Origin of the sequence: Lacrimispora sp. 38-1 (assembly GCF_049890855.1) — a bacterium.
Classification (GTDB): domain Bacteria; phylum Bacillota; class Clostridia; order Lachnospirales; family Lachnospiraceae; genus Lacrimispora.
In genome coordinates this window covers 167,208-192,653 of sequence record NZ_JBANEW010000043.1, presented here as the reverse complement: position 1 = coordinate 192,653, position 25,446 = coordinate 167,208, and the positions used below count along the sequence as shown (strand labels likewise).

The 25,446-nt window shown below is 42.9% G+C and carries 24 protein-coding genes; 6 read left to right on the top strand and 18 right to left on the bottom strand.

Annotation, left to right across the window (positions count from 1 at the left end; translation table 11 throughout):
* Positions 1–4 precede the first annotated feature (4 nt).
* The 3 genes from V7D18_RS09250 to V7D18_RS09240 are packed head-to-tail and all read right to left on the bottom strand — an operon-like array spanning position 5 to position 3,444.
* Complete coding sequence (locus tag V7D18_RS09250) at positions 5–1,051, bottom strand: galactitol-1-phosphate 5-dehydrogenase (RefSeq protein ID WP_426153628.1); 1,047 nt, start codon at positions 1,049–1,051, stop codon at positions 5–7.
* Positions 1,048–2,574: a xylulokinase gene (gene xylB, locus V7D18_RS09245; RefSeq protein ID WP_426153626.1), complete on the bottom strand. Its 1,527-nt coding sequence runs from the start codon at positions 2,572–2,574 to the stop codon at positions 1,048–1,050. The genes V7D18_RS09250 and xylB overlap by 4 nt, the downstream gene beginning before the upstream one ends.
* Before the next feature lie 18 nt (positions 2,575–2,592).
* Complete coding sequence (locus tag V7D18_RS09240) at positions 2,593–3,444, bottom strand: class II fructose-bisphosphate aldolase (RefSeq protein WP_426153624.1); 852 nt, start codon at positions 3,442–3,444, stop codon at positions 2,593–2,595.
* A 190-nt stretch (positions 3,445–3,634) separates the two neighbouring features.
* Here V7D18_RS09240 and V7D18_RS09235 point away from each other — a divergent pair, with 190 nt between their 5' ends.
* Positions 3,635–4,507, top strand: a complete 873-nt coding sequence (locus V7D18_RS09235; protein ID WP_426153623.1) for an AraC family transcriptional regulator — start codon at positions 3,635–3,637, stop codon at positions 4,505–4,507.
* 463 nt (positions 4,508–4,970) lie between these two features.
* Here V7D18_RS09235 and V7D18_RS09230 read toward each other — a convergent pair whose 3' ends face one another.
* The gene (locus V7D18_RS09230) at positions 4,971–5,798 is read right to left on the bottom strand and encodes a lysophospholipase (protein WP_426153621.1); all 828 of its coding nucleotides are present in this window, start codon (positions 5,796–5,798) and stop codon (positions 4,971–4,973) included.
* A 172-nt stretch (positions 5,799–5,970) separates the two neighbouring features.
* Complete coding sequence (locus V7D18_RS09225) at positions 5,971–6,861, bottom strand: polysaccharide deacetylase family protein (protein ID WP_426153619.1); 891 nt, start codon at positions 6,859–6,861, stop codon at positions 5,971–5,973.
* A gap of 181 nt (positions 6,862–7,042) precedes the next feature.
* On the opposite strand from V7D18_RS09225, the gene V7D18_RS09220 reads away from it, so the two are divergent.
* Positions 7,043–7,537, top strand: coding sequence for a DUF2127 domain-containing protein (locus tag V7D18_RS09220; RefSeq protein WP_426153617.1), 495 nt, complete (start codon positions 7,043–7,045; stop codon positions 7,535–7,537).
* Positions 7,538–7,642: 105 nt separating this feature from the next.
* Here the strand turns inward: V7D18_RS09220 and V7D18_RS09215 are convergent, their stop codons facing one another.
* Both V7D18_RS09215 and V7D18_RS09210 read right to left on the bottom strand, forming a co-directional pair.
* Entirely contained in the window at positions 7,643–9,115 is a 1,473-nt protein-coding gene (locus V7D18_RS09215) for a sensor histidine kinase (RefSeq protein ID WP_426153615.1), read from the bottom strand.
* The gene (locus tag V7D18_RS09210; protein ID WP_426153613.1) at positions 9,112–9,798 is read right to left on the bottom strand and encodes a response regulator transcription factor; all 687 of its coding nucleotides are present in this window, start codon (positions 9,796–9,798) and stop codon (positions 9,112–9,114) included. Before V7D18_RS09210 ends, V7D18_RS09215 begins: the two co-directional genes overlap by 4 nt.
* Positions 9,799–9,974: 176 nt before the next feature.
* Here V7D18_RS09210 and V7D18_RS09205 point away from each other — a divergent pair, with 176 nt between their 5' ends.
* Entirely contained in the window at positions 9,975–10,421 is a 447-nt protein-coding gene (locus V7D18_RS09205) for a hypothetical protein (RefSeq protein ID WP_426153611.1), read from the top strand.
* 73 nt (positions 10,422–10,494) lie between these two features.
* On the opposite strand, the gene V7D18_RS09200 is transcribed toward V7D18_RS09205, so the two are convergent.
* From V7D18_RS09200 to V7D18_RS09170, 7 genes are all read right to left on the bottom strand, one after another.
* The gene (locus V7D18_RS09200) at positions 10,495–12,414 is read right to left on the bottom strand and encodes a glycoside hydrolase family 127 protein (RefSeq protein ID WP_426153609.1); all 1,920 of its coding nucleotides are present in this window, start codon (positions 12,412–12,414) and stop codon (positions 10,495–10,497) included.
* A gap of 78 nt (positions 12,415–12,492) precedes the next feature.
* Positions 12,493–13,791 (bottom strand): sugar ABC transporter substrate-binding protein, encoded by a 1,299-nt coding sequence (locus V7D18_RS09195; RefSeq protein WP_426153607.1) that lies wholly within the window; start codon positions 13,789–13,791, stop codon positions 12,493–12,495.
* 95 nt (positions 13,792–13,886) lie between these two features.
* Positions 13,887–15,668 (bottom strand): cache domain-containing sensor histidine kinase, encoded by a 1,782-nt coding sequence (locus V7D18_RS09190; protein ID WP_426153605.1) that lies wholly within the window; start codon positions 15,666–15,668, stop codon positions 13,887–13,889.
* Positions 15,669–15,694: 26 nt separating this feature from the next.
* Entirely contained in the window at positions 15,695–16,540 is an 846-nt protein-coding gene (locus V7D18_RS09185) for a carbohydrate ABC transporter permease (RefSeq protein ID WP_426153603.1), read from the bottom strand.
* Positions 16,540–17,439, bottom strand: a complete 900-nt coding sequence (locus V7D18_RS09180; protein WP_426153601.1) for a carbohydrate ABC transporter permease — start codon at positions 17,437–17,439, stop codon at positions 16,540–16,542. The genes V7D18_RS09185 and V7D18_RS09180 overlap by 1 nt, the downstream gene beginning before the upstream one ends.
* A gap of 111 nt (positions 17,440–17,550) precedes the next feature.
* Positions 17,551–19,074, bottom strand: a complete 1,524-nt coding sequence (locus V7D18_RS09175; protein ID WP_426153599.1) for a response regulator transcription factor — start codon at positions 19,072–19,074, stop codon at positions 17,551–17,553.
* A gap of 82 nt (positions 19,075–19,156) precedes the next feature.
* Positions 19,157–20,251 (bottom strand): DUF2974 domain-containing protein, encoded by a 1,095-nt coding sequence (locus V7D18_RS09170; RefSeq protein WP_426153597.1) that lies wholly within the window; start codon positions 20,249–20,251, stop codon positions 19,157–19,159.
* A gap of 186 nt (positions 20,252–20,437) precedes the next feature.
* Here V7D18_RS09170 and V7D18_RS09165 point away from each other — a divergent pair, with 186 nt between their 5' ends.
* Genes V7D18_RS09165 through V7D18_RS09155 form a run of 3 tightly spaced genes read left to right on the top strand, consistent with a single transcriptional unit; the run spans position 20,438 to position 21,743 of the window.
* On the top strand, positions 20,438–20,779 hold the full coding sequence (locus V7D18_RS09165) for a GIY-YIG nuclease family protein (RefSeq protein ID WP_426153595.1): 342 nt from the start codon (positions 20,438–20,440) through the stop codon (positions 20,777–20,779).
* The gene (locus V7D18_RS09160) at positions 20,779–21,054 is read left to right on the top strand and encodes a DUF2087 domain-containing protein (RefSeq protein ID WP_426153593.1); all 276 of its coding nucleotides are present in this window, start codon (positions 20,779–20,781) and stop codon (positions 21,052–21,054) included. The genes V7D18_RS09165 and V7D18_RS09160 overlap by 1 nt, the downstream gene beginning before the upstream one ends.
* A 17-nt stretch (positions 21,055–21,071) precedes the next feature.
* A complete protein-coding gene (locus tag V7D18_RS09155) occupies positions 21,072–21,743 on the top strand; it encodes a CatA-like O-acetyltransferase (protein WP_426153591.1) in 672 nt (223 codons plus the stop codon).
* Here V7D18_RS09155 and V7D18_RS09150 read toward each other — a convergent pair.
* From V7D18_RS09150 to V7D18_RS09135, 4 genes are all read right to left on the bottom strand, one after another.
* Complete coding sequence (locus tag V7D18_RS09150; RefSeq protein WP_426153589.1) at positions 21,740–22,714, bottom strand: hypothetical protein; 975 nt, start codon at positions 22,712–22,714, stop codon at positions 21,740–21,742. The two genes, V7D18_RS09155 and V7D18_RS09150, sit on opposite strands and share 4 nt — an antisense overlap.
* A gap of 82 nt (positions 22,715–22,796) precedes the next feature.
* Entirely contained in the window at positions 22,797–23,150 is a 354-nt protein-coding gene (locus tag V7D18_RS09145) for a hypothetical protein (RefSeq protein WP_426153587.1), read from the bottom strand.
* A 167-nt stretch (positions 23,151–23,317) separates the two neighbouring features.
* On the bottom strand, positions 23,318–24,655 hold the full coding sequence (locus tag V7D18_RS09140) for a histidine kinase dimerization/phospho-acceptor domain-containing protein (RefSeq protein ID WP_426153585.1): 1,338 nt from the start codon (positions 24,653–24,655) through the stop codon (positions 23,318–23,320).
* Positions 24,648–25,349: a response regulator transcription factor gene (locus tag V7D18_RS09135; RefSeq protein WP_426153583.1), complete on the bottom strand. Its 702-nt coding sequence runs from the start codon at positions 25,347–25,349 to the stop codon at positions 24,648–24,650. The genes V7D18_RS09140 and V7D18_RS09135 overlap by 8 nt, the downstream gene beginning before the upstream one ends.
* Between the last annotated feature and the right edge of the window lie 97 nt (positions 25,350–25,446).

The following is a 25,446-nucleotide window of genomic DNA, read 5'->3' as shown; positions in this document are numbered from 1 at the left end:
CCTCCTATTCGTTTACCAAAAGAATCTTTCCCTTTACCAGACCTGGTGTCTTAAAGAGCTGGAATGCTTCCTGTGCCTGACTCATGGGCATCTTCTTATAGACAAATCCGGGATCAAACTTCAGCTGTCCGGTTGCAAAGTAATGGGCGGTCAGCTTCCATTCTTTTCCAGGGAAGGGAGAGCTGTAAGACATCCAGGACCCGGTTAACTTAAATTCTTTCCGGTTCATGTTCTCCCACATGGAAGGGGTAAAGGATAAATCAACATGGGGAGTTCCGATGAAACAGACACTGGCTTTATTGGCTGCCAGTTCAAATGCCATCTGCATGGTTGGCACCTGTCCTGCCGTTTCAAATACATAGGAAAAGCCTTTTCCTTCTGTAAGAGCCATTGCTTTTTCTTTAAAGCCCTCTTGTGTTGTATTAATTGCTTCATCTGCGCCCAGACGTTTCGCCAGCTCCAGACGTTCTTCACTGATATCAAATACAACCACTTTTTTGGCTCCGAAGATCTTCGCCCACTGCATGGTAAACATGCCGATGGTTCCTCCGCCTAAAACTGCAGTATACTCACCGCCCCGGTAGTCATTCTGGAACAGACCGTGAAGGGCAACGGTAGAAGGTTCGAACATAGCACCCTGCTCATAGGAAATACTTTTATCAAATACAACCGCATTCTGCTCCGGAATTACCACATAATCTGCGTTGCTTCCCTGCTGCCTGGAACCGATAAAGCTATAGTGTCTGCAAAGAGAGAAGTTTCCATTCTGGCAGTCATCGCATTTCATACAGGGAATTAAAGGCGCTCCGGAAACCCGGTCTCCCGGCTTTACTGATGTAACCCCTTCTCCGACTTCCACCACATCTCCGGAAAATTCATGTCCCAGAACAATGGGATAAAAATGTACTCCGTTATGCAGCACTCTGGGAATATCAGATCCGCAGATACCGGATGCCTTTACTTTGATCTTTACCAGTCCGGGACCTGCCTGCGGCTCCTCATAATCCATATACCTTACGTCCTCATTTGCACAAACAACTGCTGCTTTCATGACTCATTTTCTCCTTCCTGAACCATCATATCTTTTAAATGTTCATATAAGCTTAAATATTTCCGGTAATTCCGGTCATAGATTTTACTGTCCGCCTGATTGGGAACATGATACCGTTTATTTTCCACAGTCAGCTTAACTGCCTCTTCGAAATCTTCATAAATTCCAACTCCGACTCCGGCCAGGATTGCAGCCCCTAACGTTGTGGCTGTATCGGAAGAAGGAACGATCACAGGCTTGCCGGTCACGTCAGACTTAATCTGGGTCCACAAAAGAGAATTTGCAGATCCTCCCATGGCCCTTAATACATCAACGGATGCGCCTGCCTCTGCCGCCACTTCCAGATTATGCCTTAAGGACATGGCAACTCCCTCCATGGCCGCGCGTATGAAATGGCCTTTGGTCTTTCCAAAATCCATTCCGTAATAAACGCCTTTTGCATAGGGATTCCATAATGGGGAGCGCTCCCCTGCCATATAAGGAAGGAAGATCAGCCCGTCACTGCCTGGCGGGACGCTTCCGGCAGCTTCATTGAATAGATCCAGGGAGCTTTTCCCGGTTCTTCTGCCTTCTTCTCTTTCAAATGCGCCAAACTCCTTCTCCAGCCACCGCATGGCTCCGCCGCCTCCGGTTGTGCCTCCCTGTAAAAGCCACTTTCCGGGTACAACATGGCAGCTTAAAATCAGCCTTGGATCTGCTTTATAGCTGTCGATGCAGATACTCATTCCGCCGGCCTGACCTCCCTGTTCCTGGGTTTCCCCGGCATGGATCACTCCGGCTCCAAGGGTACCGCAGGCTGCGTCAAGACCACCGGCTACCACAGGGGTTCCCTCTGCCAGTCCGGACTGGGCTGCAGCAGCTTTCGTCACTGTGCCAATCACCTCATGGCAGGGGTGAATTTCCGGAAGAATCTGCGCTGGAATGCCAAGAGCCTCGCACATCGCCTGATCCCAGGTTCCGGTATGCATGTCAAAGCAGTGAAAACCATATCCCTGGGAAAGATCCTGAGTCATCTGACCGGTGAGTTTATAGGCAATGTAGCTGTTCGACTGCAGTATCTTGTATATATTTTCATATACCTCTGGCATATTTCTCTGGTACCAGATGATTTTCGCAGTGCTGTAGGAAGGCTGCAGGGAATTGCCTGCCACTTCAAATATCCGCTGTTCTCCCACTTTCTCACTCAGTTCCCTGCAAATGTCATCGGCCCTGGTATCCATCCAGATGGGCGTGTTGGTTAACACACTGCCCTCTTTGTCGACTGCTATGGCTGACCAGCTCTGTCCGTCGATTCCGATTCCTGCGATTTCTTCCGGCTTTATCTGTGATTTGGAAAATATGTATTTCATCGTGTTGCAGATCACCCGCCACCACTCATCCGGATCCTGCTCTGCCCAGCCAGTCTGGGGATAGTAAACCTCATACTCCCCGGTTGCAGCCTCTAAAACGGTTCCATTTCTATCGAAAACGGCGATCTTACAGGCGCTGGTGCCTACGTCAATCCCTAATAAATAAGGTTTCATGTTTTCCTCCTGATAAAATCAGTCCGCTTTATGGTCACATCCGCAGACCAGAATACGGTTCTTAACAAACTGCTTCACTGCTTCCATTCCAACCATGCCTAATTTCTTGGGATCAAAGGTATCCGGATTCTCTTTTAAAAGCTTTTTCCCTGCATCGGTATAGGCCACTCTTAATTCTGTGGCGAAGTTTACCTTACACATTCCTCTGCTGACACATTCTCTCACATCTTCGTCGCTTAAACCGGAGGCACCGTGAAGAACCAGCGGCACTGACACCAGCTTTTTGACTTCACCGATCCGCTCTTTGTCTAAAACCGGGGTTGTTGCATAAAATCCGTGAGCGGTTCCGATTCCAATTGCGAGGGAATGAACCCCTGTCCGTTCCACGAATTCCTTTGCCTGCATGGGATCTGTGTTGTTGTCCGCTTCTGCCTCCAGATCATCCTCCTTGCCTCCAACCTTTCCAAGCTCGCCTTCCACTGTGATGTTGCAGGCTCTGGCAGCATCAGCAGCCCGTTTGGTCAAAGCGATGTTGCTCTCAAAGTCTTCGTGGGAACCATCAATCATGACTGATGTATATCCAGCGCGGATTGCCTGGAGAACAAGCTCGTAGCTGTTGCCGTGATCTAAGTGAAGGCATACCGGTACGGTTGCTTTCTCAGCCTCTGCTGCTGCCATGGCATAGTATGTTTCCAGTGTTCCGTATTTAACCGTTGACGGTGTGGTCTGAAGCATAACCGGTGCCCGAAGTTCTTCGGCTGCAGCCACCACAGCCTTCAGCATTTCCATATTTTCAACATTAAAAGCTCCTATGGCGTACCCGCCTTTTTGAGCATCCAAAAGCATTTGTTCCGATGTAACCAGTGACATATTATTTTCCTCCTTACATTGTTACGGTCATTTGATTCTTTACACTTACCATTATACCGGTTCAGCTGAGGAAAATTAGAGGGGAACCAGACAGAAGGCGCGTCTGTATGTCGTGTTATCGAACATTCCTTGACTTGTAGAAATAATGCTGATAAAGTAAGATAAGAGAAGGAAAACAGAGGGGGAAATCATGAGGACGGGATATAAAGATTTAAATATAAAAATAGTGATCGACGATACCACATTTCTGGTCTTAAACATTGTATTTGAGCGGTTTCTTCGTTCCATGCCAAGACACAGCCACGGGAATAACAGTTATGAAATCCACTATATTCCTTATGGTCATGGGAAAGTAAATATCGATGATCAGATTTATAATATTACACCCAATACCCTGTACATGACAGGTCCGCACGTGGAGCATGAACAGATTCCTTTCAAGAATGATCCTATGGCGGAGTACTGTATTTATTTCAAATTGCAAAAAAACAGTGCCCATACACAGCCTGAGGCGGATACGGTGGATTTTAAATTCGAAAAAACCCATTTCTGGTTTGGACAGGATACCCAGGAGCTGTATCCGCTGATGCAGCAGATCTTTTTTGAGCTGGAACATAGGTATACGGGATACATGATTCTGGTGGAGGCTCTTCTCCAGCAATGTGTAGTTAAAATTGTACGAAACTATGAATATAAAGCCCAGTCAAAGGTTCATTTTTCACCTTCCAATCTGGTAGACAGCAAGTATATCATTGTGGAAGAATGCTTTCTCTATGAATACGAGACTATTACCCTGGAGCATCTGGCGGAACGGCTTGGCTTAAGCGTACGCCAGACCGAGCGGTTTTTGAAGGATTATTACGGCAAGACCTTTCAGCAGAAAAAAACAGAAGCAAAGATGTCTATGGCAAAGATCTATTTAAATGACGCTGCCATTAATATATCGGAAATTTCCGACCGGTTGAATTACTCTTCCATTCAGCACTTTTCCTATGCATTTAAGCAGTATTATGGAATCTCACCCAGCAATTACAGGAAGAAGAATATGATACTGGATAAATAGGGCAGGAAGGAGTATTAATTAATTCTTCCGATCTTCCACTCCGGCTGTTTAGATTTTAACTTAGTCTTGACAGAAACAAATAGTAATGATATTCTAGAATTATAAAAGGAACAACCGTCCACAAGGTGGTTGACCATTACATGAGTAGCATATCCACCCCGTAACTGCCAAGTTTAACCAGGGTGGTTTTTGCTATGTATTACTACTTACAAAACGTAAAAACGAATGTAAGTAACGCCAGAAGAAAAAGACCAAAGGTCATTAAATCCTTAATGTCAAACTTCATAAGCATCACCCCCATTCCAATAGAGAATGAGGTCAACACACCCTGTAACACGATTGTTCCAAACTCTATGGTAACATATACCATTTCAATGTGCAATTACTTTCCCTATAAGCTTTAAGGCACCCTGCCAATTTAAAACGCAGAGTGCCTTTTCTTATAAATATATATTCAAATCCATCAGATATGTTTTCCAAGCCACAGTAAAATATCCGCAATAATCTCATCTCTGCACGGCTCGTTTAAGATCTCATGAAACAGGTTTGCATAGACATGCAGGCTCTTATCCTTAGAGCTTATTTCTTCAAAGAGATCCAGGGAATCTTTTGCAGCAACCAGGCCGTCATCAGCTCCATGAAGAATCAGGACCGGATCGGAGAAGCTCTTTATATTGGCTTTCAGCCACTGCACACCTTCGTAAATCTGATTAATTAACCCAGTGCTGATCTCCTTTTCCACCAGAGGATCCGAAACATATGCTTCAATCACCTTTTTATCGCTGCATACTCCGTCACCAAGCTGATTCGGCAGATAGGTATCATCCGGTGCCTCAATGGGGAACTGATCTCCCATAACCGGGTGATTGTAATGGGTCAGCGCACCAGAAGTAATAATTCCATCCGCCATTCCCGGATTCTTTGCACCGAACAGTGTTACTGTCTCCCCGCCCATGCTGTGTCCGAAGAGAAAAACCTTTTTCCCGCTGCTCTCCTCTCTGGCAAGAGCAAGGATCTGCCCCAGATCGTCAGGCATCTCATTAAAATCTTTAAAATAAACTTTTTTCCCTTCTGATTTCCCATGCCCCCTCTGGTCATACCGGTAGACGCTGTATCCATTCTCGTTAAGCTTTTCCGTAAAGTAATCGTACCGGTTTAAATGCTCACACAAGCCATGAGCAATGACGATCAGCGCTTTTGGATTCTCCACTGCATCTTTTCTAAATCTCAGTTTTGTGCCATCGAAGGAAGAAATCATTGTTTCCTCCTGCCTTCTGCTTTCCCCATTCATAGTACCTTCTCCTTTCAAATTCACATGAATTTTAACACCTGTACTCCTGTAAATTCATCATATTATAAAAACTGCTTTATAGCAAGTCCATATGATATTACCCGACTGCGTATAACGGAATTTGAATTCGAATTGGTGAAAGAAATCTTAGGCAGGTTAAGATAAAAAGGGCTTATTTATTATGTTTCACCGTGGCCATTCCTTCTTTTAACATTTTTTTAATACTATGATTATGGGCTCGACGTATTCTCTTTAGACAGTATAAAGTGTCGGGATCATTATTTATAACATTTACACCAAATTTACAGGTTAAGGTCGCTTTAAAGCCGAGTTTTTTAATGATAGTTTCTAATTTTTCGTTATATCTGCCAAATGGATAGGTAAATGTATTTGGACTATTACCTGTCATAGCCGTAATTTCTTCCTGCAGCATCTTTATATCATTTGATAAAAATTCTTCATAGTGCTCCAATGATTCATTAGCCATTTGACTGCATCCATAGCGCACTTTTGAAATTTTATGTAAATTATAGGAGTGGTTTTGTATTTCAACCAATCCAGATTGCTGCATTTCTTTTACTTCATTCCATGTAAGGTGAGAATATTCAATATTTTCATCACATACCTTCGAAAAATCATCGACACTTTTCCCAATTATAGATAAAACTATTTTCATATTATATTCTTTTAGCAGAGGATAAACATTTAAATAGGTACTAAGATACCCGTCATCAAAAGATAGAATGACTGGATTCTGGGGTAAATCCTTTTTATTATAAACATAATCTATTAATTGTGTCATTGTTATAGGATTGTAATGATTTTCTTCTAAATACTTTAAATCACTTTCAAATTCATTAGGACTAATAACATCATTGCCAAAACCACTATCTTTTACTTGATGATACATTATGATCGGAACTAAAATCCCATCAATCGGTTGTACAGAAGAGACCTCATGGATTTTATATATACTATTAAATATGGAAATAGTTAATAGGCTGAAAGTTATGATTAAAATTATATTTTTTGTAATAATTCCATATTTTTTTATTTGATCCATAATATGCCCTTTTATATCGTTACAACAATTGTATGCTGATTTAATACATATATATTACTTTATGATATATTTCTTTTTAATGCGGAGTTATTGGTATATTATCAACATGATAATTTCAGTTATATTAGATAATAATAATTCATTATATAAAAAAATAATTGAAAAATGGGGAAGATAATAGATGAAAAATGATATTTATAAAAATAACATCATTCATGTGAGTTTTGAAATAGGGCTGCTTTTAAAGGGCATTCACGCCCTGATGGAAATCATTGGCGGAGTATTCCTGCTATTCTTAAACCCGAACAGGCTGAATTGGCTGACGCGTTTTTTGACTCAGCATGAATTATCGGAAGATCCAAAGGATTGGGTGGCGAATTTCCTGATAAGCTTAAGCAGCAGCTTTTCAATCAGTACCCAGCATTTTGCCGTATTTTACCTGATATCCCATGGAATGATAAAGTGCATTCTGATTCTTTTGCTATTGTTTAAAAACTTATGGGCATATCCTCTTACCATCGTCTCCTTAATTCTGTTTATAGCTTATCAGCTATACCGCTATACGTTTACTCAGTCAGTTTTTCTAATAATACTTTCTATCTTTGACGCTGTCATGATCGCATTAACCTATTTGGAATATAAAAGAATAAAAGCAAATTCACACAGCATCAGCTGATAGCAGAGGAAAACATGCTGATATTTGAAACTTTGATCAGCATGCCCTGCCAGTAATATTCATATGGCTGCTGACAGCACTCCTTATTATTAAAGCGATATGGTTTTAAATCACATTACCTTTAAATCTAACAAAGAAACTGGTTTTTCCCTTACTGCTTTCCACACTGATATGAGCAGTATGCCTGTCAGCAATCTGCTTTGCAATGGCTAGCCCCAGCCCGGTGCCAGAACGGTTCTGAGGGCTGTTTATTTTATAAAAACGGTCAAAAATATATGGTATTGTTTCGGGTTTAATCTCTTCACCGCTATTAGTGACAGTAATCAGGCAGCCTTCTCCCTGCTTTGTAAGCGTAAGTTCCACAACTCCCTTTTGTGCGGAAAACTTAACAGCATTATCAAGGAGAATTAAAACAAGCTGGCGGAGTCGCCCGTAATCTCCATTCACAACGCACTCCTCTCCCGGACAATTTACCAGAAGCTGAAGCTCTTTCTCCTTTACAGAACGGCGGATTGCTCTTTGTGTATCCCGGATTACGTCGCAGAGATTTACTTCTCCCATGTCAAGGGTAAACTGGTCATCCTGAAGGCGGGACAAATCCAGCAGATCATTTACCAGCCGCTCTAAATGTCTGCTTTCTCCTAACATCTGATCATAGTATTCCTTTATTTCTTCGGGAGTATTGATGGTCCCATCCCAAAGCACCTCCAGAGACCCCCGTAAAACCGCCACCGGTGTACGAAGCTCGTGAGAGACATTTGCTACAAAATCCTGTTTCATCTTATCCAGGGCCGCCTGCTGCTTTCTGGCCTCAGTCAGACGTTCGGAAAGCAAATCAATGGTTTGGGCAAGCTGACCGATCTCATCGGCCTGTGCAACACCGGTTTTAGCCATATAATCACCGTCGGCAAGACAGCGTGCCGCATGATTCATGCGTCGCAGGGGATTGGTAAAGCGGTAAGACAGCCACACTGCCGCCATACCTGCAAGAACCAGAGCTATCACAGCTCCTGCTCCCAGAGCGGACAATCCCTGTAGTACAGCTTCATTTACTCCGCTGACCGGGGAGTGAAGAAGAACAGCACCCGAAATCCCGTCTGCTGTACGGATAGGCACGCCAACGGTCAGAGTCGGTGCATTTAATAACCCGGAAAATTCTTCTCCGTAGGTAATTTCACCTTCTAAAACCCTGCTGATGATTTTCTCCGCATTCTCAGGCAGTTCCTCCCCGGAAGTAACCCCGTCATGACTGGCAGATATGAGATTTCGCTCATCATCTACAATCCACACCGTTGCCATGGCTACCTGATCCAAAAAACGAAGATATGCCCCATAACCTGCCATTGCGTGGTGCCCCATTCCCATCCCCATACCAAACTGCGGGGCTCCGCCTTCTCCGTTCTCATAGAGTGCCAGGGTTTCTGCGATGGAAACTGCTCTTTTTTCCATGGAAGACCGGGTGATTGCAATGGTATGCTGCCGGAACATGGACACAAATACAGTACCTAATATTGCAGTAAATAAAAGGAGCACTGCTGCAAAAGAGGCAACCAGTTTCCAGACTATTTTCTTATTCATGGGAGCACCTCAAATTTATAGCCAACATTCCGGATCGTACGAATCTCCCAAGTGGGGTGAGGAACTTCTTCCAGCTTGGCTCTCAGCCTTTTCATGTGGGAATCAACCGTACGGGGATCACCGTAATAATCGTATCCCCACAATAGATCCAGAAGCATCTCACGGGTATAGGCCCGGTTCCTTCCGCCTGCAAGCGTCCAGAGCATGTCCGTCTCCCGCTTTGTTAAAAGTATGGGCTTGTCACCAACCATAACGCTGTAATTTTCCAGATTTATGGTGAGATTCTCAACAGAAAGTATCTTCCCTGGCTCCCCTGCACCTTTTTCAATACGGCGCAGCACGGCTCTCACCCGTGCCATAACCTCTCCTGGAGAAAATGGTTTAACAATGTAATCATCCGCTCCAATATCCAGACCCATGATCTTCTCAAAATCTTCCCCTCTTGCAGTTACCATTATGACCGGAACATCGGACTGTCTGCGAATTTCCCGGCACACCTGGAAGCCGTCCAGTTTTGGCATCATCACATCAAGAAGCACAACCTGCGGCTTCTTATCATAAAATTCCTCTAATGCCTGCTGCCCATCCTGTGCAAGTACCGTATCGTAGCCTTCTTTTCTGGCGGCACTGTTTAAAATATTTAATAACTGAGGACTGTCATCCGCGATCAGCATTATAGACATATAAAATACCTCCTGTAATTTTATTATAAATATAACAGCGAAATAAGGCAACTTCATGGCACAAAAAATAAAATGACAAACAAAAAGACTATTTCTGACACATTCGTGCCATATACAAACGTTATTATGAACTTACCGAAAGGAAAATAACACAAACCGAAAGGAGTTTACAAACTATGAAAAACAAGAAAAAAGTGATTACAGGATGTGCCCTTGCACTTGCACTTTCAGCTGCAACCATGACCTCATTTGCAGCTGCCGCTTACAAGACACCGGCCGAAGCAGTATCAGGTATTACAGGAAAAACAATTGATGAGGTAACAGCAGAACGCAAATCAGGAAAAACCTACGGATCCATGGCTGCCGACGCAGGAAAATTAAGCGAATTCCAGCAGGCAGTAGCTGATATCCACGAAGACAGGCTCAATGAGGAAGTGGCTGATGGAACACTGACCCAGGAGCAGGCAGATGCACAGCTTGCCGCAATCCGTGAGAGGCAGGCAGCCTGTGACGGAAACGGTACCGGCGCAGGTATAGGCACAGGTTGTGGCGCAGGCGGATGCAGCGGAACCGGAATGGGTTATCACCGCAGAGGTAACGGATTAGGATACCGGAACAACTAACAGAATAATTTAAGATATTGAAACAACCGCCCCCTGCCGTTCTCATTTCGGCAGGGAGTGGTTGTGCTTCCTTCTAACGCAGATTATCTTCTCTGACCCATACACGCATTTCGTTTTCTCCCCTGTTGGCCCAGCTGTAATAAGGAATCCATTTGATTTTCGTCTTCACTTTCTTTTCTGCAGAATTACTTTTTCTGTAAAGTCCTTCCTCTTCCCGATCCGCTTCTGTCTTCCAGCCGGAAGCAGTGACAATTCCCACGCCTCCCAGAAGTGTTTCCTCAAATTCATACTCAAACGGTTCCTGTTTTTCCACTGACAAAAGGTGCAGATTCTTTCCATTATCCGCTTCTTCCAGGCAATAAACAAGAGGACCTCTGGAAACTGCAAATTTTCCAAGATCGTTTTCTACCATTGGATTGGCATACCAGCGCTTTGCTCCCATATCCAGTTTCAGTCGTATGGTATCCTCTCTGAAAACCTGATTCATATAGATAAATCCGTCTACCGTCTCAAAAGCTGCGCTTTCGTGATTTATCTCCACACCAAAGGTATCGGACCATGACGGCACCCGGATTCCCAGGCAGACACTGGCGGTTCCGCTGTAATTTAGCTTTATTTCTATACACCCATCCCAAGGATATCCGGTCTTTAGATCTATTTCCAGAATGCCATCCTCTATTACAAAGCTTCCCTTACATTCCACAAAGAGATTTACTAAAAGCTTATTTTTCTTCTGGACAAAAACATACTGCTCCACAGAGGCTAAAAGCCTTGCAAGATTGGGCGGACAGCATGCACAGCCAAGCCACTGGGGACGAACGCATTTTACATGGCTCTTTAAAGGATCCTTTGATGATTTACCCGGGACCACCTCCAGAGGGTTCACATAAAAGAAATGTTTTCCGTCAAGAGCCACACCACCCAGTACCGTATTATAAAGTGCGCGCTCCATCACATCCCCGTATTCCCCCTTCTCCTCCGCCATTAGCATGCGGTATGCAAAAAACACCAGGCCTGCAGAAGCACAGGTCTCACAGTACATGGTATCATTGGGCAAATCGTAATCCAGAGTAAATGCTTCCCCGGAAACAGTGGAACCGATTCCCCCGGTAATATACATACGCCGGTTTACAATGCTCTTCCATAACCGCCTGCACGCCGAAAGAAGCTTCTCATCCCCTGTCTCACCCGCTGCATCAGCCATTGCAGTGCAAAGATAAACAAGCCTTACCGCGTGTCCCTCAGCAGTATCCTGTTCCAAAACAGGAAGGTGAGCCTGATAATAAGTCAGAGGAAGATGTTTGGAATTCATACCATCGCAGTCGGTCCCCCGCACAAATAAAAAGTACCGGGCAAGTTTTAGATATCTGTTATTTTGTGTCAGCCGGTATAACCGCATAAGGCCGATTTCAACCTCTTCATGACCATCATAGCCATGAATTTTTCCATCCTCATCACCAAACACAGAGTCAATGTGGTCTGCCAGCTTACATGCAGTCTTAAGAACCTTCTGATTCCCCGCTGCTTCATAGTAAGCCACTGCCGCCTCCATAAAATGTCCCGCACAGTATAACTCGTGACTCTCCCACAGGCGTTTGTATTTCTGATCAGGCTCCTCAATGGTGAAGTATGTATCCAGATATCCGTCTTCTTCCTGGGCTTCACTGATTAAGTCCACAACATCATCGGCCAGACGCTTTAATTCTTCATCCATCTTCTCCCGCAAGGTGTAAGCAACCGCCTCCAGCCATTTATAAAGATCACTGTCCTGAAATACCCAGCCATAGTGATTTCCTTTTTTCCGTCCGGCCGCAATCCGAAAATTTTCAATCACGTGGCTCTTCTCATTGGGAATGGAATCGTCGTTACGCTCCCGTTCAATGGTGATATCAATTTCATCATTTAGAACCTTCCACTGATACGGAACCATCTCCGTTCTGATTAACTCTTTGTACCTGCTGAAAAATCTGTCGCGTATTTCCACTTTATTCATACTGCACCTCCTGATTTACTCTGCAAAGTGACGTCGGCATTGACAGCCGGCGCCACTTCTTTTTTATTGTATGTATTTCTATTTTTTAATAATACCATCAATGACAGCCTGAGCCTTCGCCGCAGCTTCCTCCGGTGTGCTAGAATCTGTCATCACCTCATTAAATGCCAATGATATGGCATCAGAGATGTCCGGCCATTCCGGTAACGGTCCTCTTGCATTTGCATACTGCATTTCCTCAACAAATGCATCATATACCGGATCCCCCTTAAACTGCTTCTTTGCAATGACAGAATCAGAAGAGATATATCCCATTGCATTCATCATATAGAGGCAGGTCTCCTCGCTCGTGGCATATTTGAGGAATTGAACAGCCCCTTCCTCATTGCCTCCTGCAATCACTGCATAGTTTTCTCCGCCCAGACCGGAGGCCTGTTTTTTATCCATGGGAATCGGAGCAACGTTCCATTTTAAATCAGGCGCTTCCTGGCGCATGGTAGGAACCTGCCAGGTTCCGTTGATCATCATGGCTAAGTTTCCGGATATGAACTGATTCATGGTGTCTCCCTGTGTCCAGTTAATTGCTTCCTTTGTCATGGCGCCGGAATCAACCAGATTTTTCACCATGGTCAGTGCTTTGATTCCGCCTTCTGAATTCAGATCGTAAGCTGTGGCACCTGCTGACCATACCCATGGCAGGAAGTTAAAGGTACCCTCCTCGTTTTGCAGACTGCAATGTGCAAATCCTGAAACCTGACCCGTTGTACAGGCTTTTGCAGTGGTAAGCAGCTCATCCCATGTGGTGGGAACCTTGCATCCGGCTGCCTTTAACATATCCTCATTATAGAAAAGGAGCAGACAGTTGCTTCCGAAAGGAACTCCATACAGCTTGCCGTCTAACGTACATGAATTTACGGGACCTGGATAATAGGTGCTAACATCAAATCTTCCGGTTAAATCTGCAAAGATTCCCATAGCCGCATAAGAAGCATGATCCGGATTGTCGAGAATTACCAGATCCGGCAGTTCATCTGCAGATGCGCCGATGGAAAGCTGCTTTTTAAAATCGGCAAATGGAACATACTTTGCCTGTACTTTAACCTCACTTTGTGATCCGTTAAATTCTTCGATGATATGATTCAGTGCTTTCTGATGTCCTTCTGTCTCCCAGTAGTACCAGATTGTCACATCACCAGTGGTCTTGCTTTTTTCCGTCTCCGAAGCTTTCTCACTTCCGGTTGCCGCCGCTTTTTCACTGCTATTAGCGGTCTTAGTCCCACTTTCCGTCGCTGACACAGCTCCGCTCCCGGAGCTGCAGCCTGTCACCGCTCCCCCAAGAAGCGCAGCAAAAAGTAAGGCTGTCATTAACTTTTTCATGTTTTTCCTCCTTTAATTTTTTATTTCAACGACTTAATTATAACGGTAATGCAACCAGGAAAAAACTCAACAAATCTTAAAAAGGGTAAATATTCTTAAGTAGGAATTCGTAAAACAACTTCCGTTCCCATACCTGAGGTGCTGTTAATCTCAATTTTCACATCGTCTCCGTAGTACATCCGAAGTCTGGTAATAGCGTTTTCCATGCCGATATGAGACGCTGCATCCGACTCTCCAAAAATTCCTCTTCTGATTAATTCCAGTTTATGACGCTCCATCCCTTTTCCATTGTCGCGGATGAGAATCCGCAATTCTTCCCCTTCCCTGCACATACTCACTTCCAGAACGTGATTGGTCTTTGTTCCCTCAAAGCCATGAATGATCGAGTTTTCAACAAACGGCTGTAGCAAAAGTTTGTGAATCCGACGGTCCATCACATCAGGATCCACATTGATGCTGCAGGTGAAATTATTTTTCAGCCTGAACTGCTGTAAATAAATGTACTTTTTCAGCCAGTCGATCTCATCCCGCACAAAAACCTCCCCGCTGCTGTCCGCAATGGCATACCGGAGTATGGTGGCCAGGGAGTTAATGGCATTGCTGATATCAAATTCATCTTTATCAATTGCCATCCAGTTAATGGTATCCAGTGTGTTATAGAGAAAATGGGGATTAATCTGAGCTTCCATTGCCTTTAGCTCTGCCTGGCGCTGCATCTGACCTGCCATTTTTTCTTTTTTAAGTGCCGTCTCCAGCTTCTCCAGCATGTCATTAAACTGGACTGCTATGGTTTCAATTTCCACGGGCATTTTCCTGTCAGTCTCTATACGGACTTTTAAATCTCCCTCTCTCGCTTTCTGCATGGATGCCACCACCATCTTCACCGAGTCAACAAGACGGTCCAGCACCCCAAATGTCAGTAACACAGTGACCATAAGAAGGATAAGGCTTAAGGCTACAATCAGATAGATCTGACTGTTCAAATTTTTCATTAAGCTACCCTGATCCATCACATTCACCAGATCCCAGCCCAGAGTGTCGTCGTGGTAAAGCCAGACAGAGGTATAGCGTTCCTCGTACAGGCCCTCTTCCCTTATAAACTTTTTGCAAGCCTCCACCCTGGCTTCTAAAGGTGCCCCCTTTCCGTAAAGAACTTTTCCAATCTTTTCCGGTTCGCGGTAAGCAATGATACGCCCCGCCTCATCAATGATGAAGTTAAAACTTTTATCCCTGTCCTGCCCCTGAACCTTGCACACACTCTGAAGAAATTCTTTATCAAGACTGACTATCACAATGCCGTTTTCTTTGTTTAAATTTTTGTAGTCTATAATCCGGTGAGCCAGATGAAGCAGATAATAATCTTCATTTGCAAATCTGGTCCCGTATTCTGTGGGGAAAATGTGGGTCTGATTATCCGAGGATACTTCCCCATAAAGCTCCTCCTGGGAAAGGCTGAAACTGTTCATCCATGAATTTTCATAGGTGGCTGCAGACAGCTGGTTGTAAGTAATGCTAAACCCCTCAGGCGTAATGACTGTGATAGATTTTATGTACTCTTTTGTATTAAGGAGTCCCCTTAAATATCTGCGGAGCTGGTTCTTGGCAACCGATGCATTCTCCTTCTGATCTAACCGGTCCACCCACGCCACTACATCATCATTGGTATAAATCTGGAACAAAAGATCCTCATATGCTTTCAGCCGGATGATTAAATTATTATCCATCTGCATTAAGCTTACACTGGTCAGCTCCTGGGTGTTCTTTTTTAATGTAACTGAAATGTTATAGAAATAATAAAAGCTTAATACCAGAATTGGAATTGTAGAAGTCGCCCAGAAAAGGCGGATTAATTTTTTCTTCAGACTCACTTTTTTCATATGGCTCCCCCACAATTCCAAAACTTCTATCCCTTAACTGCCCCGCTTGTCATTCCCGATATAATATACTTCTGCATAAATAAAAAGATCAGCGCAACCGGTATAATCGTCACGATGGCAAAGGCAGTTAAATAACTCCACTTTGTGCCGTACTGCCCCATGAAATTAAAGATTCCCGCTGTAATCGGCCGTTTCTTCTGGTCCAGAATAAATGTCATGCCATAGGCTAAATCTCCCCAGCCATACAGGAAGGAAAAGATTGCGCACACCACCACTCCGGGCTTTGCAACCGGAAGCAGAATCCTGATAAACGCCAGAAAGCGGGTGCACCCGTCAATATAGGCAGCTTCTTCCAGATCTCTTGGAACAGAAGCAAAATAATTTTTTAAAATAAGCACCGAAAATGGGATTCCAAGCGTTGCATCGGATAAAATGGCGGACAGCCAGGTATTGTATATATGCATTCCCTTAAACATAATAAACATAGGTGTCAAAAGGACGGAAACCGGAAGCATCTGGGTCACCAGAAAGCACAGAAGCATTCCGTTTCTCCCTTTGAAATGATATCTTGCTACGGCATAGGAAGCCGGAACAGCCAGAATAACTGCAATTGCCATGGCTCCGGCAGAAATAATAAGGCTGTTTGCAAAGGACCGGAACATATTAAAATCTCCGTTGCCAACCTGGGCCGCATAAGATTTTGTATTTAAAACATGGGGGTAAAACGTGGGCGGAATCTGAAAGATTTCCTTCTCCGTTTTCAGAGAGGTAACAAAGATCCAGAACAGCGGAAACAGCAGCACACACAGGATAATTACAGAAATAAAGCATAACAGAAATTCCTTTTTCCCTTTTTTTCTTTCCTTCTCCATCACTCCTTCTCCCCTTTCATCGTGATTTTTAAATACACAACGCCCACAAGCAGCAAAATTACCAGCAGTACATTGGCAGCGGAAGAGCCAAGGCTGTACTGGAACATCTCAAAGGACAATTTGTAGGAATAAGTGGACAGTAAATGGGTGGAATTTACCGGACCGCCCCCAGTCATTACATAGACCATATCATAAACCTTGAACGTGTAAATAAAACCCAGAACGAGAAGTGATTCGATTGTGGTTCTCATGAGAGGAAGGGTGATCTTAAAGAATTTCTGCCTTCCGTTTGCCCCATCAATGGCAGCGCTCTCGTACAGTTCCAATGGGATTGTGGTGAGTCCTGTTGAAATAAGAATTGTATTAAAGGGAATTCCGATCCAGATATTTGCTATAATAACTGCAGTCATCGCAGTAGCCGGACTTGTGAGCCACTGAATATTTTCTGAGATCAGGCCTGCACTTTTTAAGAAATAATTGATAATCCCCACATCGGTGGAAAACATAAACTTAAAAATCAAAGCAGTCACGGTCATGGGAATCATCCAGGGTATCATAAGAAGCCCTCTGACCGGTCTGGCAAAGGAAAAATCTTTTTGAAACAGCAGTGCCAGCGCAAAGCCGATGACAAATTGGACAACCAGGCAGCTTACCGTAAACAGCAGGGTGTTGAACATCGCCCTTAAAAAAACAGTATCATGCATCAGTTTTATGTAATTATCAAAACCAATAAAGTCTCTCGATCCACGGACCAGATTCCTGACCGTAACATTCTGAAGACTTAAAATAAGATTGCTGACAATGGGATATCCCACAAAAAACAGCATATAAAGAAACGCCGGAAGCGCATACAGCAGCCCGATATTCTCATACCGGAAAAAGCTTTTGATTTGTTTCACTGAAAATAGTCCTCCTTTTCATTTATTTCCACTGAAATCATCTTACACTGTATGACTGTTTCCCAAAATACGGGAAACCTTGAAAAGGAGGAAAAACCTAAACGTTTTCCCCTATTTTAAAGTCTTTCTGAAATCTGCCGGAAGCAGTCCTGTCATCTCCTTAAATACCTTGCTGAAGTACTTCGGATCCGAATAGCCTACCTTTGCTGCTATTTCATACAGCTTCATATGCGTCCCGCACAGCAGTTCCTTTGCTTTGTTAATCCTGAAATTTTTCATGTATGTACTGTAGGTCAGCCCCATTTCCTTATGAAATTGTGTTCCCAGATATTCAGGTGTGACATTCAGCTTTGAGGCAATCTCATCCAGTGTGATCCCGCTTTGATAAAATTCCTGTATCATGCTTCTCACCCGCCTTACTGTCAGATGAGTGATCTCCCTGTCTTCCTCCCGGGGCTTTATATAATCAAACAGGAAATCTGCCGCATCCGCCAGTTCTTCTCTCCGCTTTGCCTCCATAATCATCTCTAAAAGCTTCTGCTGCTTTAAAGACTCAAAGTTGATACATCCCAGTTCCTTGGAAATTCCCATTACAGCCCACAAAAAACGCACATAGCACTCCTTAATTTCTTTGGGCGCATAGATCTTACCGTCATGAAAACTGTCATGAAATTCTCCCATAAGCGCTTTTGCCTTATCCCAGTTATCGGAACAGATTGTCACTTTTATCCTCGTCTCCAGCTCAATGGGATAGATGCAGGGCACCGTCTGAACATGCGTAATCTTCGGATAGGAAATGAGAATTTCCTCATCAAAGGATATATTCCAGTCCATATAAGGGCTGAGACTGTCAAGCCCTCTCTTCAATTCAGCCGCTCCTGTTACCTCTGTCCAGCCAAAGGTCATCCGCCGTGGTCTCTGCTTTAGAATCTGCTGCTGCAGCCACCGCTCCAGATCGTGGGCATCCTTGTAATGGTAAAGAACCACAACCATTGATTTTCTGTATCTAAGATCCAGAATGCAGAAAGACAGATCCGGATACACGGAAAAAACATGACGTAACTGTTTCATTGCGCCATCTTTCTCTTCCTCATACCGGTTTCCCAGATATACATAGATCAATATCAGTCTCTCAGCTTCTTCCATCTGATAACTGTGTTTTAAATAAGCTCTTATATCCTCTTCCATCTCCATGCGCCCGTTTATGAAATCATAGAGTATCTGCTCCAGCGTTCCGATCTTTTCAGGCTTCTCCTGCCTGTCCTTTTCCACCTGCAGCTCTACATGTTCCAGTGCCTGTGAAAAATCATTGAGCGAGATGGGTTTCAGCAGATATTCTGTCACTCCAAGCTTCATCGCCTGACGGGCATATTCAAATTCCGAATAGGCACTTAATACGATAGCTTTCGCAGTAATTCCATCTTTCACCGCATTGCTCATCATCTCCAGGCCATCCATCTTTGGCATTCTGATATCTGTTATTACAATATCCGGCTTCAGCTCTTTTAACATCCGAAGCCCGTCTTCCCCGTTTTCCGCTTCTCCCACAATATCGTAATCCTGCCTCATCTTACCTAAAAGCTTTTGAATTCCTTCTCTGATCCGAATTTCATCCTCTACAATCAGTAACCTCATGCTTCTTACCCCTTTTATAAAACGACCGTCGTTCTTCCCCATTTAATTGCTGTTTTCATATTACTTTAATCTAAATCAGCTGTCAATCCTCCCCCTTTTCCGTTATGCTTTTAAGAGCAGATGCAGCCATGGTTTTCAGCATTTTATGGATTAAAAATCTGGAATATACATCAAGATTTCTCACCCGCCCCATCATCAGGGGAAGGGTTTTCTGCCACTCAGATCCGATCTGTCTGATGTTTTGTGTATCTTCCGTATCCAGAACGGAATACAGCGCATTGACAAAACGTTCCCGTTCTTCATCAGAAACTGCTCCCAGCCAGTTATGCAGTGATTTATCCATGTATTTGGCACTTTTCGTTAACCGTTCAACAATTACAAAATGATCTCCTTCTATGATCCATGAAAAAGGATCGTGCTGCAAAAGGCCGGTCCTGCTGCTCTTTACGATGGAAAAGCGCTCCTGGTTCTCCAGCAGCATGCCAATCACCGATGACTGAGGCACTGTCTTTTCCACTATCGTATGACTGCTCTCCAGTTCAGGGAGATCTAAGGTATTTTCCTTAAACCCAGGTCCGTCATGAGAATAGACCTTCACAATCCGGTCCTTTAACAGCCGGTTTAGCTTCGCATAAACATATACAGCCAGATTACCTCCTTTGGAATGTCCGCCTAATATAAGGTTTCCTTTAAAATGTGAGGCAACCTCTGTTACATAACGGACCGCCTCTTCCTGTGAGGGCACCGGGCATTTAAACGCCATATTAAAGTCTTCCTTCCACCCTGCTAAAGTAGTATCCGTTCCGCGGAATGCAACATAAGCCGTATTTTCATCCAGAAAAACGGTTACAGCACAAAACTGTTTTTCCAGTATGCAGTCCTGTTCTTCCCGGTAAAATCCCAGCGTTAAATCACGATAGCGCGGACTGGCAGCCATGGCAAATAAAAGCCTTAAACTGTTTTCTTCAGCCCAGACATCACGAAACATCTCTTTAAAATGTTCAGCTTTCAGCAGGCAGCCAATGGTTGGGAATGTGGCACCTGACTGAAATCCAGGTACAAAAGAAGCAAGACCAATGTATGAAAATTTGGAAAGAATCAGGCTGTCAACAGAATGAAACGGTTTTCTGCTAAAATCCGATAATTCATTTTCTGCGTAGTTAATTATATTCGCCATTTTAAAAAACTCCTTGTTCTATCATAGGCAGATTACTTATTTAGTATCCTGTTTTATTCTTATTCTATCCTTATATTTAGAAACAAACAGGAAACTCTACGAAGCGTTTATTGAAAAGACCATAGCCAGGAGCTAAAATGATGTGGAAAGGACAGCAGACAGACTTTTTCAGAAAGGTTATGAAAAATGGAAAATTCAAACAGAAAAGTATTAAAAGAGCAATACAAAAACAGAGTTCTTACCGGGGGGATATACCGCATTCAATGCAGCGGAGATGATTCATACTGGTTACGTGCCAGTTTCGATATGCAGGGATCTAAGAATCGGTTTACTTTTTCAAAAACAACGGATTCCTGCCCTGAAATATGTATGCTAAAAGCCTGGAAACAATATGGGGCATCCGCCTTTTCCTTTGAAATAGTGGAGGAAATAGAAAAAAAGGACACTCAGACAGATCGTCAGTTTTCAGATGATATAAACACACTCATGGAGCTGTGGAAAGAAAAATTGCTGGAAGGAGATCAATAATGGGGGAACGGACCATTGAAATCAGTAACTTTCTTGATGATTCCGGAAAGATTACGCAATTATCTCAAAAGAACCGTTTAAGAACGGAAACTCTTTGTTATCTGGCTGAAAAATTCCGGTCAGACCGCAGTTATACTGAGAAAGAAGTAAACTCCATCTGTGATGAATGGCATACATTCGGAGATCACTTCCTGCTCAGAAGAGAACTGATTGACAAAAGGCTTCTGCGCCGGGAACCGGATGGCTCGCGGTACTGGAAGCCTGAGGCTGAATAAAAGAAAGGAGAACGCAAATGTCAGACATAAACACTGCCTTTCATCCAATTGACTTCGATAACTGGGACAGAAAACAGTATTTTCATTATTTTACCAAAATGATGCCTACCGGTTATTCCATCAGTATTGAGGCAGATATAACCAATACCTTCGATATGATAAAAAAGCAGAATAGAAAGTTTTTTCCCGCTTTTTTATACCTGGCTTCAAAGCTCATAACGGAACAAAATGAGTTTCGAATTGCCGAATCAGACGGAAAGCTGGGTTATTATGAGGTTTTGCATCCTGCTTATGCATGTTTCCATCAGGACAACAAAACCATGTCCAGCATGTGGACGGAATATGATTCCGATTTTGATACTTTTTATAACAATTACATGAGTGACCAAAATAAGTATGCAGATAACCACGGTATATTAGCTAAGCCGGATATGGCACCCAAAAATAATTTTATGATAGGAATGCTGCCATGGATCAAATTTACCAGTTATACACCGGTCCCTTATACCAGCATCAGCTCCTATTATTTTCCTGTTATAGAAGCCGGCAAATTTTATGACAGAGACGGCAGAAAATGGATGCCGCTTTCTATTACCGTTCATCATGCCGTAGCAGACGGATATCATGTAGGTTTATTTCTTGAGAAGTTTCAGTCAGGGATGGCTGCCCCTGAAAAGTGGATTTATTAGCTGGATGTTCCCTTATCTGATATATTGATCAGGTATTGATTCAGCTCTTTGTTCCACTCAATGTACTTTAAATCACCTCTATGATCCGTCAATCCATAATGTGCAGCCAGATAATTGCCTAAATACCGGCTTACCTTATGGGCTCCGCTGGTATTTAAGTGGTCCCCTCCGTCTCTGCTGTCCCTGCTCCAGTCCATCTTTAATTCCTTAGTGAAAAGGTTTAAATCCAGATAGGGAACTTTATTTTTCAAGGCATAATCATTCACTGTATTATGGCGGCTGTAATCCCAGTTTTTTGGTGCAGTGACTCCTACTAACAGCAGGCTGATCTGTTTTTCCCGGCACAGTTTCACGATCCTGTCTGTCCAGAAGGTCACTGTCTGGTCAAGCGGCTCTCTCCCATCAGATTGATTCATATATTCACCGCCCTTATAAACTGCTACCTTTTTACTATGAAGAAACCCTTTCATACAATCCCGCTGGCTAAAGTCCCACTCCTGTTTCCAATCACGGGCAGTGAGTTTTTTCCACCTGTCATGATATCTAAAGACTGGGAAATAATACTGTGACGTCTTATCCAGCGCATGATTTATTTCTGTCTGTACATCCCGGTGGTGATAGAATAAATCTGTCTCCAGAATTACCAGCTTGGGATTTTGATGTTTTAATGCTTTTTTAAGCATATAATATGCTTCCACGGAGCGCTGTCCCGACTGGCTGCAGACAAAGGATGTTATACCATGATCTTTCCACATCACCATGGGGGAAATTGCTGAATATCCCTCACTATCGCCCACAACAATCACATCCAGAGTATTGGAAGGTTCTGCCAGGACTCCATTTGCATGTATATCTCTGTCCGCCATTCCGTCTTCCACCGTATTCTTTTTAGGAATAAACAAATAAGAACTCTGAATTAACAACAGGAGAAAAATTCCCCAAAATCCGATTATTTTCCCAAATTCTCTCATTTTGACTCCACTTCTCTTTAACGGCTTAAACAGGCAGCTTCCTCTATCAGAATTCTGCCTGCTTAAATTTCTAATTGTTTTTTTATTTCTTTTTAGTAGTGCTCTCCTGGCTTTTACTTTTTGTCGTTTTATTATCTGTCTTTTTATTATCTGTGCTTTTTGCCGGCTCTGTTGTTTTTACAGCCTGTGTTGTTTTTTTCTCGTCTGCTGTTTTTGCAGCCTGTGTTGTTTCCTGCTCTGCTTTCTTTACAGCGGCACTTGTTTCTTTCTTCTGTTCCGGAGCCTTTTTCTTTTCTTTTGTGACCTTTGAAGAAAGAGTTGTCTCTGGCTGTTGTTTTCCATCCGCTTTCTTATCCTGATTACCACATGCTGCTACCGATACAGACATTGCAGCTGCCATCATAAAAACTGCCATTTTCGTTAATAATTGTTTCATTGTTATCCTCCTGCTTTATGCTTTTTCAAAGTTCTTTTGCTTTGATAGTTCACATTCTAACAGTCTTTCCTTAATTATTTGTGATTCATATCTTAACAATTCTGAACTTATCTCCTGAACAAAAATGTGCATGTTTTTAAACAGCTAAACTGCTCTTTTTTACTCTCCTATTCCAGGTTTGGAAACAGGAGCCGAAGCCTGTATATTTCTTCATCTATTTCTTCCAGGCATTCTCCATTCATTGCCTCCATCATATAACGTACATTTTCCATGCCGATTTTCGAAGTTTCCATAGGCGGATCCTGATGCCGTATCCTGTTACAAATTTCTATTCCAGCTGCATTATCCTCATAAACAGTGCAGATCGTGATCATCTCTTCACGACTGGCATACCGTACAAGATTCATGCTTAAATTATCCATAATACGTGCTATATAATCCATTCTGACTGCAACAGCCGTTTTCTTCCAATCCAACTCAGTCACTGTATGTAATCCCTGGCTTTCCAGAAACAATACCATCTCAGATAAATAATCACTGAATACACTTTGAAATGTCCTGGTTTCTTCCAGATTTTCTTCTTTGCTTTTATCCATGACCTGACAGTATTCAAACAGGCGGTCTGATAACTCCTTCATCTGCACTGCTTTCAGCATAACTTTATCAAGATAATACTGATTCATATTTTTATCCTTACAGACCTCAGACATAAGAATCTGCACATACATGGTCAACGCAGTAAGCGGAGTTCTCAAATCATGGGCAATGCCTATAATCAGATTCTGATTCGCCTGCCGGAGTTCATTCTCTCTCTCAAAGTTATCTATAAGTGAACGCCGAAGCTGATTTAAATCATTTGCAAGCCCTGCTAATTCATCTTCTCCTGTTACAGTAACCGGATGCTCCAGACAACCGCCCTGCATAATACCAACCTCATTCTGAAGGCTTTGGATATAACGTATCCGCTTTCTGACTCCCAAGATAAATAATATCATAAATACAAGAAAACTGATTAAAAGTTCCGCAACAAGTGCATACATATGGTACCGATAAGTAAAAGCACCCTGCAGATACACCTCTGCTTTTCCATCCGCAAAATTGAGCTGATAATAACTATCTCTGTAGTAGGGAACTTCCATTTCATTATAATCATCCTCGTCGTCTAACAGATCTGATACATATAACAAAGTATCGTTCCGATATATTTCCAGATATATCACCGATTGATTTTTTACCCATTCCGACAATTTACGGCTGTCAGAAGGACTAAGATCATTTTGTATCACATAATCCTGCAGTTTCTGAACTGTTTTTAATTCTACTTTTTCCAGATAAGAGGTAGTAGTAAAAAAATAATTAATACCTGCTCCCACAACTATATTCAGTATAAAAAAAAGGAGGCATGCAACAGCCGCGCTTGCAAAAAGCAGAAGAATCAGTTCTCCAACAAGGCTTTTAACAAAACAGCCCATTTTTTCTTTTGCATATATCCAAATTTTACCCAATCCGATACCCCTTTCCCCACACAGTACAAATCCGTTTCGGTTCCTGAGGATTTTTCTCGATTTTCAGTCTCAGTTTTCGTATATGCACCATAATGGTATTGTTGGAACCATAAAAATACGGTTCCTTCCACACGCTTTCATATATATTCTCGGCTGAAAATATTTTGTTGGGATACTGCACCAGCAGTTTTAAAATCTGATATTCAATCTCTGACAGTTCCACATTCTGCCCTTCAATTAATACTTCATTATAAGCAATGGAAACACGTATTCCTTTCCATTCCACAAAAGTTGCTTCTTCTGTTTTTTCGTAATTTTTCCCCTGATATACATGATACCTGCGCAGCAATGCCTTAACTCTTCCCAAAAGTTCTGCATAAGAAAATGGTTTGGGCAGATAATCGTCTCCACCTGCCATTAATCCCAGCAATTTATCCGACTCTCTGGCTTTTGCTGTTAAAAAAAGGATAGGAACATTGGAAATTTTACGTATTTCCTCGCATGTCCGGATTCCGGATATCCCCGGCATCATAATATCCAGAATAATCAGGTCGTACTCTTCGGTAAGCATCTCCAATGCCCTGTTTCCTGATTCCGCCTCCGTAACCGTATATCCTTCACTGCCCAGTAATACTCTTACGCCTTCCCTGATATCTGAGTCATCTTCCACCATTAAAATATTTCCACTATTCATATTTTCACCACCACTTTCATTATACTTTTTTTATCATAAAAATCTGCTAAATAATTCTTAAATTTTCTGAAGATCTAAATTTCACTTTCCATCTTTT